Here is a 16,260-nt window from a genome sequence, read left to right on the forward strand (position 1 = left end):
CTTAGGGTGACGGTGTGACACAGCCTGCCTACCTCCGGTTTCCGCATCCGCACGGCGAGTTGACCGCCTTCACCGCCGAGGACGACGTCTGGATCGCGCCGCTCGACGGCGGCCGCGCCTGGCGGGTCAGCGCCGACAACACGCCCGTCAGCCACCCGCGGATCTCCCCGGACGGCACCACCGTCGCGTGGACGTCGACGCGTGACGGTGCGCCCGAGGTGCACGTCGCACCCGTCGACGGCGGCCCGTCCAAGCGCCTCACGTACTGGGGGAACGCGAAGACGTCCGTGCGCGGCTGGACGCCCGACGGACGGGTCCTCGCGGTCGGCGCGCACGGCCAGGCCTCCTTCCGCCGCACCTGGGCGCACGCCGTGCCGCTCGACGGCGGGCCCGCCGAGAAGCTGCCGTACGGACTCGTCGGCGACGTGGCGCACGGCCCCGACGGCGAAGTCCTGCTCCTGTCCGCGCCGATGGGCCGCGAGGCCGCCTGGTGGAAGCGGTACCGGGGCGGCACGGCGGGCAAGCTGTGGATCCGGACGCGACGGCCCGAGACCTCCGCCGACGCCTCCGCCGCCTCTTCGGGCCCCCGCTTCGCGCGCGTCCACGAAGGCCTCGACGGCAACATCGAGCACCCCCTGTGGGTGGGCGGCCGCATCGCCTTCCTCTCCGACCACGAGGGCGTCGGCGCCCTGTACTCCTCACTGCCCGACGGCACCGACCTGCGCCGCCACACGCCCGTCGACGGCTTCTACGCCCGGCACGCCGCCACCGACGGCACCCGCGTCGCCTATGCGAGCGCCGGTGAACTCTGGCTCCTGGACGACCTGTCGGACGCCGCGCCGCGCAGACTGGACGTCCGGCTCGGCGGGCAGCGCGTCGACCTCCAGCCGCATCCGGTCAGCGCGGCCCGCTGGTTCGGGGCCGCGGCGCCCGACCACGGCGGGCGCGGCAGCGCCGTCTCGGTGCGCGGCGCCGTGCACTGGGTGACGCACCGCGAGGGCCCCGCCCGCGCGCTCGCCGCCGCGCCCGGCGTCCGGGCCCGCCTTCCGCGCACCTTCCGCGTGGACGGCGAGGAGCACGTGGTGTGGGTGACGGACGCGGAGGGCGACGACGCCCTGGAGTTCGCGCCCGCCACCGGCCTCGCCCCCGGCGCGACCCCGCGCCGCCTGGCCGCCGGGCAGCTCGGGCGGGTGCTCGCGCTCGCCGTGGCGCCCGACGGCAGCCGCGCGGCCGTCGCCTCGCACGACGGCCGGATCCTGCTGGTGGAGCGCGAGAGCGGCGAGGTGCGCGAGGTCGACCGCGCCGAACACGGCGAGGCCACCGGCCTCGTCTTCTCGCCGGACTGCGCCTGGCTCGCCTGGTCCCACCCCGGGCCGCGCCCGCTGCGCCAGCTCAAGCTCGCCAACACCGCGGACCTGTCGGTCTCGGAGGCCACCCAGCTGCGCTTCCGCGACTACAGCCCGGCGTTCACGCTCGACGGCAAGCACCTGGCGTTCCTGTCCGCGCGGGCCTTCGACCCGGTCTACGACGACCACGTCTTCGACCTCGCCTTCGTCGGCGGCTCCCGGCCGCACCTGCTCACCCTCGCGGCCACGACGCCGTCGCCGTTCGGGCCGCAGCGGCACGGCCGCGCCTTCGACTCCGCCGAGGGGCCGCACGCCGAGACCCCCGACAGCGAGGGCTCGCCGGTGACCCGGATAGACCTCGAAGGCCTCGTCGACCGCGTGGTGCCCTTCCCCGTCGAGGCCGCCCGCTACAGCACGCTGCGCGCGGCCAAGGACGGACTGCTGTGGCTGCGCCACCCGGTGCGCGGCGTGCTCGGCGCGTCGCGCGCCACCCCGTCGGGGCCCGAGCCCTGCTCCGCCCTGGAGCGCTACGACTTCGCCCAGCGCCGCGTCGAGGAACTGGCGGGCGACGCCGACCACTTCGCCGTCACCGGCGACGGCAAGCGGATCCTGCTGTGGGCCGACGGCAAGCTCAAGGTGGTGCCGAGCGACCGGCGGGCCTCCGCCGACGAGGACAGCGACACCAACATCACCGTCGACCTCGGCCGGGTCCGCCAGGAGGTCGACCCGGCCGCGGAGTGGCGGCAGATGTACGCCGAGGCGGGCCGCCTCATGCGCGACAACTTCTGGCGGCCCGACATGGGCGGCGTCAACTGGGACGGCGTCCTGGAGCGCTACCGCCCCGTCCTGGACCGCGTCGCCACCCACGACGACCTCGTCGACCTGCTGTGGGAGGTCCAGGGCGAACTGGGCACCTCCCACGCCTACGTGGTGCCCCGCGGCGGCTACGGCAGCCGGCAGGGCCTGCTCGGCGCGGACCTCTCGCGCGGCGATGACGGCCTGTGGCGCGTCGACCGGGTCCTGCCGTCGGAGACCTCCGACCCGGCCGGGCTCTCCCCGTTGGCCGCGCCCGGCGTCGCCGTGCGCGCGGGCGACGCGGTCCTCGCCGTCGGCGGGCGGCCCGTCGACCCCGTCACCGGCCCCGGGCCGCTGCTCGTCGGCACCGCGGGCAAGCCCGTCGAGCTGACCGTGTCCCCGGCCGGGGGCGGCGACCCGCGGCACGCCGTCGTGATCCCCGTGGACGACGAGGAGCCGCTGCGCTACCACGCGTGGGTCGCCGACCGCAGGGCCTACGTCCACGAGCTCTCCGGCGGCCGCCTCGGCTACCTCCACGTCCCCGACATGCAGGCCCCCGGCTGGGCGCAGATCCACCGCGACCTGCGCGTCGAGGTGGCCCGCGAGGGCCTGGTCGTGGACGTCCGCGAGAACCGCGGCGGGCACACCTCGCAGCTCGTCGTGGAGAAGCTGGCCCGGCGCATCGTCGGCTGGGACCTGCCGCGCGGCTCCGGGCCGCTCAGCTACCCCGGTGACGCCCCGCGCGGCCCCGTCGTCGCCGTGGCCAACGAGTTCTCCGGCTCCGACGGGGACATCGTGAACGCGGCGATCAAGGCCCTCGGCATCGGCCCCGTCGTGGGCACGCGCACCTGGGGCGGCGTCGTCGGCATCGACAGCCGCTACCACCTCGTCGACGGCACCCTCGTCACCCAGCCCAAGTACGCCTTCTGGATGGAGGGCCACGGCTGGGGCGTGGAGAACCACGGCGTCGACCCCGACGTCGAGGTCGTGGTGACCCCCGACGACCACGCGGCCGGACGCGACCCGCAGCTCGACGAGGCCGTCCGCATCGCCCTGGCCGCGCTGGCCGAGAACCCGGCCAAGACGCCGCCGCCGCTGCCCTGACCGGGACCGGTCCGCCCGTGCGCGGGCGGACCGGTCCCCGGCGGGCCCGCACACACGGGCGGATAGCATGCCGACGTACGCAAACATGATCAGGAGGTTGGACCATGGCGGGCGAACCACAGGACGACTGCTTGTTCTGCAAGATCGTGGCGAAGGAGGTGCCCGCGACCGTCGTCCGCGAGACGGAGACCACCCTCGCCTTCCGCGACATCAACCCCCAGGCGCCGACGCACGTCCTGGTGATCCCCAAGGTGCACTACCCGGACGCCGCGTCCCTCGCCGCCGCCGAGCCCTCGGCCGCGGCCGACGTGCTGCGCGAGGCGGGCGAGGTGGCCGCCCAGGAGCAGGCGGACAGCTACCGCATCGTCTTCAACACCGGGGCCGGCGCCGGGCAGACCGTCTTCCACGCGCACGCCCACGTCCTCGGCGGCCGCGGCCTCCAGTGGCCCCCCGGATAGCACCTCGTGTCCGTACGTGAACTGGTGGTGCTCGGCACCGCGAGCCAGGTCCCGACCCGGCACCGCAACCACAACGGGTACGTGCTGCTGTGGGACGGCGAAGGCATCATGTTCGACCCCGGCGAGGGCACGCAGCGGCAGATGCTGCGTGCCTCCGTGGCCGCGCACGACCTCAACCGCATCTGCGTCACGCACTTCCACGGGGACCACTCCCTGGGCCTCGCCGGCGTCATCCAGCGCATCAACCTGGACCGCGTGCCGCACCCCGTCACCGCCCACTACCCGGCCTCCGGGGAGCACTTCTTCGACCGCCTGCGGTACGCGACCGCGTACCGCGAGACCGTCCGCATCGCCCAGGAGCCCGTCGCCGCCGACGGCCTCCTCGCCACCGCGCCGTCGTACCGCCTGGAGGCGGCGAAGCTCTCCCACCCCGTCGAGTCGTACGGCTACCGCGTCGTCGAGCCCGACGGGCGGCGCATGCTGCCCGGGCTCCTCGCCGAGCGCGGCGTCACCGGGCCCGACGTCGGTGTCCTCCAGCGCGAGGGCAGCCTGCGCGGGATCAGCGTCGACGAGGTGAGCGAGGTGCGGCGCGGACAGCGGTTCGCCTTCGTGATGGACACCCGGCTGTGCGACGGCGTGTACGCGCTCGCCGACGGCTGCGACATGCTCGTCATCGAGTCCACGTTCCTCGACGAGGACCATCGACTCGCCTCCGACCACGGTCATCTGACGGCGGGCCAGGCCGCCGCGGTGGCCCGGGACGCGGGGGTCAGGCACCTCGTCCTCACCCACTTCAGCCAGCGCTACCCGGACCCGTCCGTCTTCGAGCGGCAGGCGCGGGCCGCCGGTTTCGAGGGGGAGCTGACGGTGGCGCGGGACCTGATGCGGGTGCCGCTGCCGAAGCGCAGCCCCTGAGGGCGCGGGGGGCCGCCAGCACCGCTCGGGCCCCCTGAGCCGCCGAGCCCCCCCGGGCCACCGCTCGGGACCCTGGGCCGCCGGGCTTTCCCCCATCGCCCGGGACCCTGGGCCGCCGGGCTTTCCCCACCGCCCCACACTCCCCAGCCCCACACTCCCCAGCCCCCAAGAACGAAGAAGCACCTCATGCCCCTCCCCAAGGCCGAACTCCACCTGCACATCGAAGGCACCCTGGAGCCCGAGCTCGCCTTCGCCCTCGCCGAGCGCAACGGCGTCACCCTGCCGTACGCCGACACCGAGGCCCTCCGCAAGGCCTACCTCTTCCAGGACCTCCAGTCCTTCCTCGACCTCTACTACGGCCTCATGGCCGTGCTCCGCACGGAGGCCGACTTCGAGGAGCTCGCCGACGCCTACCTCGCCCGCGCCGCCGCCCAGGGCGTGCGCCACGCCGAGATCTTCTTCGACCCCCAGGCCCACACCGCGCGCGGCGTGGAGATCGGCACGGTCGTCGAGGGCCTGGGCCGCGCGCTCGACCGCAGCCGCGAGCGCCACGGCATCACCACCCGCCTCATCATGTGCTTCCTGCGCGACGAGTCCGCCGAGTCGGCCATGGAGACCCTGGAGGCCGCGAAGCCCCACCTCCACCGCATCACCGGGGTCGGCCTGGACTCGGCCGAGGTGGGCCACCCGCCGCGCAAGTTCGCCGCCGTGTACGAGGCGGCGGCCGCGCTCGGCCTGCGCCGGGTCGCCCACGCGGGCGAGGAGGGCCCCGCCGCGTACGTGACCGAGGCCTTGGACGTCCTCGGCGTCGAGCGCATCGACCACGGCCTGCGCTGCGTCGAGGACCCGGAGCTGGTCCGCCGCCTGGTCCGCGACCGCGTCCCGCTGACCCTCTGCCCGCTCTCCAACGTCCGCCTGCGCGCCGTCGACGTCCTGGAGGACCACCCCCTGCCGCAGATGATGGCCGCGGGCCTGCTGTGCACGGTCAACTCCGACGACCCCGCGTACTTCGGCGGCTACGTCGGCGACACCTTCCACGCGGTGCACGAGGCCCTCGGCCTCGACGAGGACCAGCTCCGCGAACTGGCCCGCAACTCCTTCGAGGCGTCCTTCCTCGACGGCTCCCCGGAGGAAGAGGCGCTGCGCGCGCGGTACTTGGCGGAGGTCGAGGCGTACCAGTTCGACTAGAGGCCCCCTTTCGAGTGGTCAACCCGGCGCAGCCGCGCCGGAGTTGATCTCGGGCTCGATACGCTCGCCCCTCCTTGATGCCGACCGGGCCGGGAGGGGCGGCGGGCGTGGGCGAGTACACGAAGATCGACGATCTGCGCCTGATCCACGAGATGGGCGTGGGCCTCGGCCGGATCAAGGACGCGTTCGACGGACTCGACAAGCTCACAGGCCGGTACGGGGACGACTTCGGCGACGGCGGTCTGGCGGAGCGCTTCGGTGCGTTCGCGGGCGACTGGGAGAGCCACCGCGAGGAACTCGCCGACGAGGTCGCACGCCTCTCCGGCATCGCGAAGGCCGCCGCGAGGGCGTACGACGGCGTGGACGGCGAGCTGGCCCGCGCCCTGCGCGCCTGTGACAAGCCGAAGAGGCCCTGATGGGCGCCGCCCGGCCCCGGGACTGGCAGCCCCTCGCGGACAGCGACCCCGTCCCCGGCGACCCGGACCGCGTCGAGGAGCTCGGCCGCAAGCTCCGGCGCACCGCCGACGAACTGGAACGGCAGGTCCGCCACCTCAAGGCCGCCGCCGAGGTGACCTCCTGGGACAGCGAAGCGGGCAGCGAGTTCCGCGGCCGGGCCAAGAAGTGCCGGGGCCGTCTGGAAGCCGCGCACCGCCGCTACCGGGCGGCCGCCGATGCCATCGGCGACCGGATCGTCGACCACGGCGGCGACTACGAGTCGAACGCCACCGCGCCCGCCGGCACGTACGTCACCGAACTCCACCGGGCCCAGAAGATCGCCGACATCGCCCGGCGCGAGGCCCGGGACGCGCAGGAGCGGGGCGGCGCCGCGCGGCAGGGCCTCGACGGTGACGTGGGCCGGCGCCGGAAGGCGGAGCTCGAGCAGCAGGAACAGGAGGCCGGGGACGCCCTCGACGCGGCCCGCGCGAAGCTCCGCGAGGCGCGGCGGATCCGCGACGCCGCCGCGCGGCGGGCCCGCGACGCCCTCGACGACGCCGTCCCCGACGACTCCCTCAAGGACGGCCTGCGGGACCGCTTCGCCGCCTTCGTCGCCCGCGTCGCGGCCGTCACCGAGGTCATCGCCAAGTGGGCCGGCCTCGCCGCCCTGGCCGTCGGCTGGATCCCCGCCATCGGCCAGGGCCTGGCCGGCCTCCTGGGCGCGGTCTCCATGGCCGCCACCCTGACGGGCATCGCCTGCACGGCCACGCAGGTCGCCATGGGCGACAAGGAGTGGACAGAACTCGCCTGGTCGGCCGCGGGCCTCCTGGCCATGGGAGCGGGGAAGGCCTTTTCGAAGGTGGCTGGGCGGTATGTTTCGGGGACTTTGCGGAGGATGCGGTTGGCGAAGGGGGGCCGGGAGACTCCGCGTCGGTCCAGGCGAAACCGAAAGGCGCTCAATCGCCAGCTCACGAGAGGCCGACGCATCGAGAAGGGGGACATCTCGGCGTCGCTTCGCGAGCCCGTCACCGAGGTGTTCAAATACTCGACTTGGAAAGGGGGATTTCAGGGTGGATACCGTCAGGCCTGGCGCGAGCTGAAGGAGCGCGGAGGCGGTAATGGACTCATGGGCTCTTTGAGGTCTGTTTCGCTCGCTGACGCCTCCGTGGCCTCCGACCTGAAGGAAGTGAAGCACTTGGGTAAAGCGCTGGGGCAATACGAAGTTGTGAACAAGCTGTCGAGAAGGGCGGCGGGCATGACCATTGCCGGGTCAGGTATCACGGTTGGCGGCTTGTTCATTGACGAGATCCACTGAGGAGGAAGAACGATGCCGACGCCACTCGACGGGACGTCCGGGGTGGAAGACGACTACATCATCGACTTCGATTTCGACGGCGACTGGCTGGGCCTGACGCTCCATGAAGGGTCCCGTGAGGAGGCCCAGCGGGTCGCACTGTCGCTGGCGGAGCAGTTCAACCCTTTGGAGTTGAAGGTTGGGAAGGCTGCCTTGCAGCGCGAGCTGACACAGCGGGCCCTTGATCTGAACGAGGAGAGCCCTGTGCTCGCATGTGCCATGTACTCCGTCGGGGGTGAATTGCTGGCAGAACTGGTGGGCAACACCTACGGGGAGGATGGCGTCCCGAGGCCGTCACCCGCGGAATGGCGCCCCCGGCTCCTCGACTGGGGTGACGCCAAACCGAAGAGCGCGCCTGTGGTGACCGAAATCACGGTCCCTATCGGTCCCGCGCTACGTATTTCCGCGGTGCTGGAAGAGAAGCGTCGCCTCGGCTTCGGTCGCCGTCTTTCCGAGACACTGCGCTACGCGGTCTGGCCGACCGGCCAGGCGGAGATCTACGTGCTTGACGTCGACTGGCTCCACTTCGAACGATCTGACGAAGTCACACACCTGGCCGACAAGCTCATGTCCACCATCCGCCTCGTGCCCGTCCCCTCGGACTTCGACGAGCGGAATGCCGCGGCGCGGAGTGAGGCCTGACATGCTCACTCAAGCTCATTGGGAAACCCCGCCCGCCGAATACGGGATTCTCGTGCCTGAGGGATGGTTCCAGATCCCCCTCGACCCCCCGAAGGAGCGCGACCGGGCCATCGTCGCTCTGGTGGGGCGGCAGTTCGCCGGGGGTGATGGTGGGCCGTTGCTCAGGGAGCGGCTGGTGGGGGAGTTGCGGAAGGGGGCCAAGGGGGCGGGGCGGGTGGGTGGGGTGGAGCTGTATCTGTCGCTGCTGACGCTGGGCGGCGTGCCCCTGGCCTCCTCGCTGCTGGTGAGCCTCACCCCGGACGGCTGGCCCGGCTGCCGGACGGCCGGCGACCTGGCCCGGCGCTTGGCCGCCGAGGTGGTGGAGCTGGCGGGCGCGGGGGAGGCCGTGCGGGAGCGGCGCACCGAGGCGCCGGACCCGGAGCGCCTCATGGGCGGCACCCTCAGCACGACCACGGTGGTCTACAACGTGCCGGTGCCGGCGAGCACGGCCTGGCTCACGCTCACCTTCTCCACGCCCATGGAGGCCCTCGCGCCCCGGATGGTCGAGCTCTTCGACGCCGTGGCGGGGACCTTGCACTGGCAGTGAGGGCATTGACGGCGGCGGTGGGCCTCCCTAGGGTGCGTTCTTATATGTGGACAGCGTTCACCCTGCCGGAGGCGCCATGCTCACTGTCACCGATGTGCGGCTCACCCCCGTGCTCGTCGCCGACCCCCCGCTCCTGAACACCCAGGGACTGCACCAGCCGTACACGCCACGCCTGATCATCGAGGTGGAGACGGAGGACGGCACCGTCGGCGCGGGGGAGACGTACGGCGACGGGAGGTATCTGGAGCTGGCCCGGCCGCTGGCCGCGAAGTTGGTGGGGCGGCGGGTGGGGGACCTCAACGGGCTGTTCACACTGGCGGACGGCATCGGCGTGGACGCCCACCGCGTGGACACCGCCGTCGACGTCGGCGGCCTGCGCGGCGCACAGACCGCGGACAAGCTGCGCCTCTCCGTGGTGTCGGGGTTCGAGGTGGCGTGCCTGGACGCCCTCGGCAAGGCGCTCGGGCTGCCCGTGCACGCGCTGCTCGGCGGCAAGGTGCGGGACTCCGTGGAGTACAGCGGCTATCTGTTCTACAAGTACGCCGCGCACCCGCAGGGCGTGGCCGCCGAGAAGGACGACTGGGGGCCCGCGCTCGACCCGGAGGGCATCGTCGCGCAGGCGCGGGCGTTCGCCGAGCGGTACGGGTTCCGGTCGTTCAAGCTCAAGGGCGGTGTGTTCCCGCCGGCGGAGGAAACCGCCGCCGTCCGGGCGCTCGCCGCCGCCTTCCCGCAGGCGCCGCTGCGGCTCGACCCCAACGGGGCCTGGTCCGTGGAGACTTCCGTCGAGGTCGCCGAGGAACTCGCAGACGTCCTTGAGTACCTGGAGGACCCGGCCCTCGGCACCGCCGCCATGGCCGAGGTCGCCGCGCGGACCTCCGTGCCGCTCGCCACCAACATGTGCGTGACGACCTTCGAGGAGATACCCGAGGCCTTCGCGCGGCGGGCCGTGGGCGTGGTGCTCAGCGACCACCACTACTGGGGCGGGCTGCGGCGGACGCGGGAACTGGCCGCCGTGTGCCGGACGTTCGGCGTGGACGTCTCCATGCACTCCAACACGCACCTGGGGATCAGCCTCGCCGCCATGACGCACGTCGCGGCCACCGTGCCCGGCCTGCGGCACGCCTGCGACACGCACTACCCGTGGCAGAGCGAGGACGTGCTCACCGAGCGGCCGCGGTTCGAGCGGGGGAGCGTCGCCGTCGGCGACGCCCCGGGGCTCGGGGTCGAGATCGACCGCGACCGGCTCGACGCGCTGCACCGGCGGTGGCTGGACGAGGACTTCGCCGCGCTGCGGGACCGTGACGACGACGCGGCGATGCGGCGCGTGAAACCGGAGTGGGTGACTCCGTCCGTGCCGCGCTGGTAGTGGGACCTGTCTGTCGGACCCGTCGGTTACGTTGCCTCCATGGCCGTACCACCTGCCGTACCACCTGTCGTACCCGCCGGAACGCCCGCGGCGCCGGGAAGCACGCGTGCCGCGCCCGGCGGCACCGCCGTGGACCCGCTCAAGTCGGCCCGGCGCGCGGGCGATCCGCCCTGCGACGTGTATCTGACCGGCACCGTGTTCCTGGACATCATCTTCACGGGCCTCGACTCCGCGCCCGTGCGCGGCACGGAGTCCTGGGCCCGGGGCATGGGGTCGAGCCCCGGCGGCGTCGCCAACATGGCGACCGCGCTCGCCCGGCTCGGCCTGCGCACCTCGCTCGCCGCCGCCTTCGGCGACGACCACTACGGGGAGTACTGCTGGGACGCCCTGGAGCAGGGCGAGGGCATCGACCTGACCTCCTCACGGACCGTGCCGGGCTGGCACTCGCCGGTGACGGTCTCCATGGCGTACGAGGGCGAGCGGACCATGGTCAGCCACGGCCACGAGCCGCCGCCGGACGCCCACGCGCCGGACGGCGGCGCGCCCGCGTGCCCGCCCCGCGCGCGGGCCGCCATCGCCTCCCTCACCCCGGGCACGCGCGCCCCCTGGATCGAGTCCGCCGCCCGGCGCGGCACGACGATCTTCGCCGACGTCGGCTGGGACGACACCGGCCGCTGGGACCTGGCGCGACTGCCCGACCTGCGGCACTGTGAGGCCTTCCTGCCGAACGCGGAGGAGGCGATGCGGTACACCCGCACCACCTGCCCGCGCGCCGCCGCCCACGCCCTGACCGAGCACGTGCCGGTCGCCGTGGTCACCCTCGGCGCCGAGGGCGCGTACGCGGTGGACGGGCGCACCGGCGAGACCGCGTCCGTGCCCGCCATCGAGGTGGCGGCGCTCGACCCCACCGGCGCGGGCGACGTGTTCGTCGCGGGCTTCGTGACCGGCACCCTCGCCGACTGGCCGCTCGCCGACCGGCTCGCCTTCGCCGGGCTGACGGCCGCGCTGTCCGTGCAGGAGTTCGGGGGCTCCCTGTCGGCGCCCGGCTGGGAGGAGATCGGCGCCTGGTGGCGGCGGGTGCGCGAGCTCGACCGGCAGGACCCCGTGGCCCTGGAGCGCTACGGCTTCCTGGAGGCGCTGCTCCCGGACGCAGCGCGCCCCTGGCCGCTGCGGCGCGCCGTGCCCACCATCGGCTTCCGGCGTTCCGCCTGAGGCCCCCGGGATCCAACGGCCGTGGAAAAGCCCTACGGCGTTGTCCGTGGTGAGTCGTACTCTTGGCAGTACGAAGGACGCCGAGCGGGGGAGCCCCCGCGACGAGGAGGACGTGCAGGCCTTAAGCGCCGGCCCATGACTCAGACACCGACAGCTCAGACCCCTGCGCAGGCACAGGCGCGAGCCCACTTCACGGTCCCGGCCAAGCACCCGATGGTGACCGTCCTTGGCTCCGGAGACGCCCTGCTGCGCGTGATCGAGCAGGCCTTCCCGGCGGCCGACATCCACGTCCGGGGCAATGAGATCAGCGCCGTGGGGGACGCCCGTGAAGTCGCCCTCGTGCAGCGCCTGTTCGACGAGATGATGCTGGTGCTCCGCACCGGACAGCCGATGACGGAGGACGCAGTGGAACGCTCGATCGCCATGCTCAGAGCGGGCGAGACCGGCGAAGGACCGGACGAGACCCCGGCCGAGGTGCTCACCCAGAACATCCTCTCCTCGCGCGGCCGCACCATCCGCCCCAAGACGCTCAACCAGAAGCGGTACGTCGACGCGATCGACAAGCACACGATCGTCTTCGGCATCGGCCCCGCGGGCACCGGCAAGACCTATCTGGCCATGGCCAAGGCCGTCCAGGCCCTCCAGTCCAAGCAGGTCAACCGCATCATCCTGACCCGCCCCGCCGTGGAGGCGGGCGAGCGCCTCGGCTTCCTGCCCGGCACGCTCTACGAGAAGATCGACCCCTACCTCCGCCCGCTGTACGACGCGCTGCACGACATGCTGGACCCGGACTCGATCCCGCGCCTGATGGCGGCCGGGACCATCGAGGTCGCCCCGCTGGCGTACATGCGCGGCCGGACGCTGAACGACGCGTTCATCATCCTGGACGAGGCGCAGAACACGAGCCCCGAGCAGATGAAGATGTTCCTCACCCGGCTCGGCTTCGAATCCAAGATCGTGATCACGGGCGACGTCACCCAGGTCGACCTGCCGAACGGCACGAAGTCCGGCCTGCGCCAGGTCCAGGACATCCTGGAGGGCGTCGACGACGTGCACTTCTCGCGGCTCACCTCGCACGATGTCGTCCGGCACAAGCTGGTCGGCCGTATCGTCGACGCGTACGAGAAGTACGACAGCGAGAACGGCACGGAGAACGGCTCCCACAAGGGCCGGTCCAGAGGAAAGTAGAAGACACAGCGCCATGTCGATCGACGTCAACAACGAATCCGGCACCGAGGTCGACGAGCAGGCGATCCTCGACATCGCCCGCTACGCGCTGGCGCGAATGCGGATCCACCCGCTCTCCGAACTCTCGGTGATCGTCGTGGACGCCGACGCCATGGAGCAGCTGCACATCCAGTGGATGGACCTGCCCGGCCCCACGGACGTGATGTCCTTCCCGATGGACGAGCTGCGCCCGCCGATGAAGGACGACGAGGAGCCCCCGCAGGGGCTCCTCGGCGACATCGTGCTGTGCCCCGAGGTCGCCCTCAAGCAGGGCGAGGAGGCCCCCACGGCCCACTCCATGGACGAGGAGCTCCAGCTCCTGACCGTCCACGGCGTCCTGCACCTGCTCGGGTACGACCACGAGGAGCCCGACGAGAAGGCCGAGATGTTCGGCCTCCAGGCCGCCATCGTCGACGGCTGGCGGGCCGAGCAGGGCCTCACCGGGCCCTCTCCGGCGCCGACCGTCTCGTAAGCGCATGTCCCTCCAGCTCATCGCGGGCGCCGTCGCCCTGGTCGTGGTGGCCTGGCTCGCCGCCTGCGCCGAGGCGGGCATCGCCCGCGTCTCCAGCTTCCGCGCCGAGGAGGCCGTCCGCTCCGGGCGGCGCGGCAGCGCGAAGCTCGCCCAGGTGGCCGCCGACCCGACCCGCTATCTGAACGTGGCGCTGCTCGTCCGCGTCGCCTGCGAGATGGCGGCCGCGGCCCTCGTGACGTACGCCTGCCTCCAGGAGTTCGACGCGACCTGGGAAGCCCTCGCCGTCGCCATCGGCGTCATGGTCCTCGTCTCGTACGTGGCCGTCGGCGTGTCCCCGCGCACCATCGGCCGCCAGCACCCGCTGAACACGGCCACGGCCGCCGCGTACGTCCTGCTCCCGCTGGCCCGCGTCATGGGACCCGTCCCGCCCCTGCTCATCCTCATCGGCAACGCGCTCACGCCGGGCAAGGGCTTCAGGCGCGGCCCGTTCGCCTCCGAGGCCGAACTGCGGGCCATGGTCGACCTGGCCGAGAAGGAGTCCCTGATCGAGGACGAGGAGCGCCGCATGGTGCACTCCGTCTTCGAGCTGGGCGACACGCTCGTGCGCGAAGTCATGGTCCCGCGCACCGACTTGATCTCCATCGAGCGCTACAAGACCATCCGGCAGGCGCTGACGCTCGCGCTGCGCTCCGGCTTCTCGCGCATCCCGGTCACCGGCGAGAGCGAGGACGACGTGGTCGGCATCGTCTATCTGAAGGACCTGGCCCGCAAGACGCACATCAACCGCGACGCCGAGAACGACCTGGTGTCGACCGCCATGCGCCCCGCCACCTTCGTGCCCGACACGAAGAACGCGGGCGACCTGCTGCGCGAGATGCAGCAGGAGCGCAACCACGTCGCCGTCGTCATCGACGAGTACGGCGGCACCGCCGGGATCGTCACCATCGAGGACATCCTGGAGGAGATCGTCGGCGAGATCACCGACGAGTACGACCGGGAGCTGCCGCCCGTCGAGGACCTGGGCGGCGGCGCCTACCGCGTCACCGCCCGGCTCGACATCGGCGACCTCGGCGAGCTGTACGGCCTGGAGGCGTACGACGACGAGGACGTGGAGACCGTCGGCGGGCTGCTCGCCAAGCAGCTCGGGCGGGTGCCGATCGCCGGCGCCAAGGCCGTGGTGACGCTGCCGGACGAGCGGGCGCTGCGGCTGACCGCCGAGGCCGCGGCGGGGCGGCGCAACAAGATCGTGACGGTGCTCGTGGAGCCGGTGGGAGCCGGCTCCGGGGAGGAGGCCGGACGATGACCCCGCAGGAGCTGCGGACGTTCTGCCTGTCGTTCAACGACGCGGTCGAGGACTTTCCCTTCGGCCCCGAGACGTCGGTGTTCAAGGTGGCGGGCAAGCTGTTCGCCCTGAGCGCCCTGGACCGGCGGCCACTGACGGTGAATCTGAAGTGCGACCCCGAGATCGCCCCGCAGCTGCGGGCCCAGTACCCCGACATCGTGCCCGGCTGGCACATGAACAAGCGGCACTGGAACACGGTCACGGCCGACGCCGACCTGCCCGACCAGCTGGTCCGCGAGCTCATCGAGGACTCCTACGACCTGGTGGTGGCGGGCCTGCCGCGCGCCGAGCGGCTGCGGCTCGACCGCCCCTGAGCGCCGGACACCGAAGCGCCCCCGCCCGCACCGGGCGGGGGCGCTTCGCCGTCCCCGGGCGGCTCAGCGGCGCCGGAGCAGGGCCCGGGACAGCAGGGCCGCCGTGACGAGGACGATCGCGGCGTCGATGGCCAGGACCGTCCGCGTGCCCGCCAGGGTGTCGTCGCCCGTCGTCGCGAGGACGCCGAGCAGTGGGATGCCGATGGTGATGCCGACCTGCTGGGTGGAGGTGACCAGGCCGGTGGCCAGGCCCTGCTCCTCGTCGGGCACGCCCGAGGTGACCGTGACGCCGTAGCTGACGATCGCGCCGAGGTGGAACATGCTGGCCACCGCCACGGCCACGGTCGCGAGCCACACCGACCACGCGCCCTCGCCGATCGCGAGGAGCGCCGCCACGAACACGCCCTGGCCGAGCAGCGAGCCGACGAGCGTGCGGCGCGGCCCGAAACGGCCGATGACCTTCGGCGCGCGCATGCCCGCGAAGACCGACACCACGCCCTGGACGCCGAACACCAGGCCGGTCTCGAAGGCGGACAGGTCCAGGACGTCCTGGAAGTAGAGGGTCAGGACGAAGACGACCGTCGACATCATCGAGAAGGTGACGAGACCGCCGACGTTGCCCCACGCCACGGTGCGGCGGCGCAGCATCGGCAGGGACACCAGCGGCGCCGCCGCGCGCGTCTCGACGTACCCGAAGGCGGCCAGCAGGGCGACGCCCGCGACCAGGCCGACCAGCACGTCGGTGCCGCCGAAGCCGCGCTCGGCGGCCGTGGACAGGGCGTAGATCAGGGCGAGCAGACCGCCGGTGACCGTCACCGCGCCGGGGACGTCCAGACGCGGGCGCTCCGGCGTGCGGGACTCCGGAAGCAGGCCGGGCGCCAGCGGCAGCACGACCAGCGCGAAGACGGTGAGCAGCCCCATCGTGGAGCGCCAGCCGAGGGTGTCGGTGAGGACGCCGCCGAGCACCATGCCGACGGTGAAGCCGAGGGACAGGAGCGTGCCGGAGATGCCGAGCGCCCGGTCGCGCTGCGGGCCCTCCGGGAACGTCGTGGTGAGCAGCGACATGCCGGTCGGCACGATCGCGGCGGCGCCCACGCCCTGGAGCGCGCGCCCGGCCAGGAACGACGCCGGGTCCCAGGCGAAGGTGGCGAGCAGCGAGGCCGCGCCGAACAGCGCGAGCCCGCCGAGGAACAGCCTGCGCCGCCCGAACAGGTCGCCGACGCGGCCGAAGAGCAGCAGGAAGCCGCCGGACGGCAGCGCGAAGGCGGTGACGGCCCACTGGAGCGCGGTGTGGCTCATGCCGAGGTCCGCGCCGAGCACGGGCAGCGCCACGTTCAGGACGGAGAAGTCCAGCGCCACCATGAACTGCGCGGCGCACAGCACGAACAGGATGAGCTTGTCGCGGGGGGAGAGCCTCGGGGGCGCCGCGGCGGGCGCGGGCCCGGCGGGGGCGGTGGGGGACGGAGCGGAGGTGTCTATCGCCATGGTCACGAGCTTGCGGCGG

Annotated in this window: 15 protein-coding genes; 14 read left to right on the forward strand and 1 reads right to left on the reverse strand. The window is 72.9% G+C overall.

Annotated elements, in window-relative coordinates; all coding sequences use genetic code 11:
* Window positions 1–14 precede the first annotated feature (14 nt).
* The 14 genes from AC5WAM_RS27450 to AC5WAM_RS27515 all read left to right on the forward strand — a co-directional run bounded on the left by AC5WAM_RS27450 (window position 15) and on the right by AC5WAM_RS27515 (window position 14,756).
* On the forward strand, window positions 15–3,245 hold the full coding sequence (locus AC5WAM_RS27450) for a S41 family peptidase (RefSeq protein WP_495519140.1): 3,231 nt from the start codon (window positions 15–17) through the stop codon (window positions 3,243–3,245).
* A gap of 104 nt (window positions 3,246–3,349) precedes the next feature.
* The gene (locus tag AC5WAM_RS27455; RefSeq protein WP_138959668.1) at window positions 3,350–3,703 is read left to right on the forward strand and encodes a histidine triad nucleotide-binding protein; all 354 of its coding nucleotides are present in this window, start codon (window positions 3,350–3,352) and stop codon (window positions 3,701–3,703) included.
* Window positions 3,704–3,709: 6 nt separating this feature from the next.
* Window positions 3,710–4,618 (forward strand): ribonuclease Z, encoded by a 909-nt coding sequence (locus AC5WAM_RS27460; protein ID WP_366790530.1) that lies wholly within the window; start codon window positions 3,710–3,712, stop codon window positions 4,616–4,618.
* Between the two features lie 186 nt (window positions 4,619–4,804).
* Window positions 4,805–5,806 carry an adenosine deaminase gene (locus tag AC5WAM_RS27465; RefSeq protein WP_366790531.1) on the forward strand — a complete coding sequence of 334 codons (1,002 nt, stop codon included), beginning with the start codon at window positions 4,805–4,807 and terminating at the stop codon, window positions 5,804–5,806.
* A 107-nt stretch (window positions 5,807–5,913) separates the two neighbouring features.
* Window positions 5,914–6,222 (forward strand): hypothetical protein, encoded by a 309-nt coding sequence (locus AC5WAM_RS27470; protein WP_495519141.1) that lies wholly within the window; start codon window positions 5,914–5,916, stop codon window positions 6,220–6,222.
* Window positions 6,222–7,556, forward strand: a complete 1,335-nt coding sequence (locus AC5WAM_RS27475) for a hypothetical protein (protein WP_495519142.1) — start codon at window positions 6,222–6,224, stop codon at window positions 7,554–7,556. The genes AC5WAM_RS27470 and AC5WAM_RS27475 overlap by 1 nt, the downstream gene beginning before the upstream one ends.
* Window positions 7,557–7,568: 12 nt before the next feature.
* Window positions 7,569–8,237 carry a hypothetical protein gene (locus AC5WAM_RS27480; protein ID WP_495519143.1) on the forward strand — a complete coding sequence of 223 codons (669 nt, stop codon included), beginning with the start codon at window positions 7,569–7,571 and terminating at the stop codon, window positions 8,235–8,237.
* Window positions 8,238–8,289: 52 nt separating this feature from the next.
* Entirely contained in the window at window positions 8,290–8,823 is a 534-nt protein-coding gene (locus tag AC5WAM_RS27485; RefSeq protein ID WP_495519144.1) for a hypothetical protein, read from the forward strand.
* Window positions 8,824–8,899: 76 nt separating this feature from the next.
* Window positions 8,900–10,189, forward strand: coding sequence for a glucarate dehydratase family protein (locus AC5WAM_RS27490; RefSeq protein ID WP_495519145.1), 1,290 nt, complete (start codon window positions 8,900–8,902; stop codon window positions 10,187–10,189).
* 39 nt (window positions 10,190–10,228) lie between these two features.
* On the forward strand, window positions 10,229–11,401 hold the full coding sequence (locus AC5WAM_RS27495) for a carbohydrate kinase family protein (RefSeq protein WP_366790537.1): 1,173 nt from the start codon (window positions 10,229–10,231) through the stop codon (window positions 11,399–11,401).
* Window positions 11,402–11,536: 135 nt separating this feature from the next.
* Window positions 11,537–12,589 (forward strand): PhoH family protein, encoded by a 1,053-nt coding sequence (locus tag AC5WAM_RS27500; protein ID WP_399612484.1) that lies wholly within the window; start codon window positions 11,537–11,539, stop codon window positions 12,587–12,589.
* Window positions 12,590–12,602: 13 nt separating this feature from the next.
* Window positions 12,603–13,100, forward strand: a complete 498-nt coding sequence (ybeY, locus tag AC5WAM_RS27505; RefSeq protein ID WP_138959660.1) for an rRNA maturation RNase YbeY — start codon at window positions 12,603–12,605, stop codon at window positions 13,098–13,100.
* Between the two features lie 4 nt (window positions 13,101–13,104).
* Complete coding sequence (locus tag AC5WAM_RS27510) at window positions 13,105–14,403, forward strand: hemolysin family protein (RefSeq protein ID WP_366790538.1); 1,299 nt, start codon at window positions 13,105–13,107, stop codon at window positions 14,401–14,403.
* On the forward strand, window positions 14,400–14,756 hold the full coding sequence (locus AC5WAM_RS27515; RefSeq protein ID WP_366790539.1) for an MmcQ/YjbR family DNA-binding protein: 357 nt from the start codon (window positions 14,400–14,402) through the stop codon (window positions 14,754–14,756). The genes AC5WAM_RS27510 and AC5WAM_RS27515 overlap by 4 nt, the downstream gene beginning before the upstream one ends.
* Window positions 14,757–14,819: 63 nt before the next feature.
* Here the strand turns inward: AC5WAM_RS27515 and AC5WAM_RS27520 are convergent, their stop codons facing one another.
* Window positions 14,820–16,241, reverse strand: coding sequence for an MFS transporter (locus AC5WAM_RS27520; protein ID WP_366790540.1), 1,422 nt, complete (start codon window positions 16,239–16,241; stop codon window positions 14,820–14,822).
* Window positions 16,242–16,260 lie beyond the last annotated feature (19 nt).

The organism is Streptomyces sp. JLYT201 (assembly GCF_059448825.1).

Excerpts from the sequence above, each read along its gene's own strand:
- AC5WAM_RS27465 (WP_366790531.1), top strand. The coding sequence starts at position 4,805 with ATGCCCCTCCCCAAGGCCGAACTCCACCTGCACATCGAAGGCACCCTG.
- AC5WAM_RS27455 (WP_138959668.1), top strand. The coding sequence starts at position 3,350 with ATGGCGGGCGAACCACAGGACGACTGCTTGTTCTGCAAGATCGTGGCG.
- ybeY (WP_138959660.1), top strand. The coding sequence starts at position 12,603 with ATGTCGATCGACGTCAACAACGAATCCGGCACCGAGGTCGACGAGCAG.
- AC5WAM_RS27490 (WP_495519145.1), top strand. The coding sequence starts at position 8,900 with ATGCTCACTGTCACCGATGTGCGGCTCACCCCCGTGCTCGTCGCCGAC.
- AC5WAM_RS27510 (WP_366790538.1), top strand. The coding sequence starts at position 13,105 with ATGTCCCTCCAGCTCATCGCGGGCGCCGTCGCCCTGGTCGTGGTGGCC.
- AC5WAM_RS27500 (WP_399612484.1), top strand. The coding sequence starts at position 11,537 with ATGACTCAGACACCGACAGCTCAGACCCCTGCGCAGGCACAGGCGCGA.
- AC5WAM_RS27520 (WP_366790540.1), bottom strand. The coding sequence starts at position 16,241 with ATGGCGATAGACACCTCCGCTCCGTCCCCCACCGCCCCCGCCGGGCCC.
- AC5WAM_RS27475 (WP_495519142.1), top strand. The coding sequence starts at position 6,222 with ATGGGCGCCGCCCGGCCCCGGGACTGGCAGCCCCTCGCGGACAGCGAC.
- AC5WAM_RS27495 (WP_366790537.1), top strand. The coding sequence starts at position 10,229 with ATGGCCGTACCACCTGCCGTACCACCTGTCGTACCCGCCGGAACGCCC.
- AC5WAM_RS27480 (WP_495519143.1), top strand. The coding sequence starts at position 7,569 with ATGCCGACGCCACTCGACGGGACGTCCGGGGTGGAAGACGACTACATC.
- AC5WAM_RS27515 (WP_366790539.1), top strand. The coding sequence starts at position 14,400 with ATGACCCCGCAGGAGCTGCGGACGTTCTGCCTGTCGTTCAACGACGCG.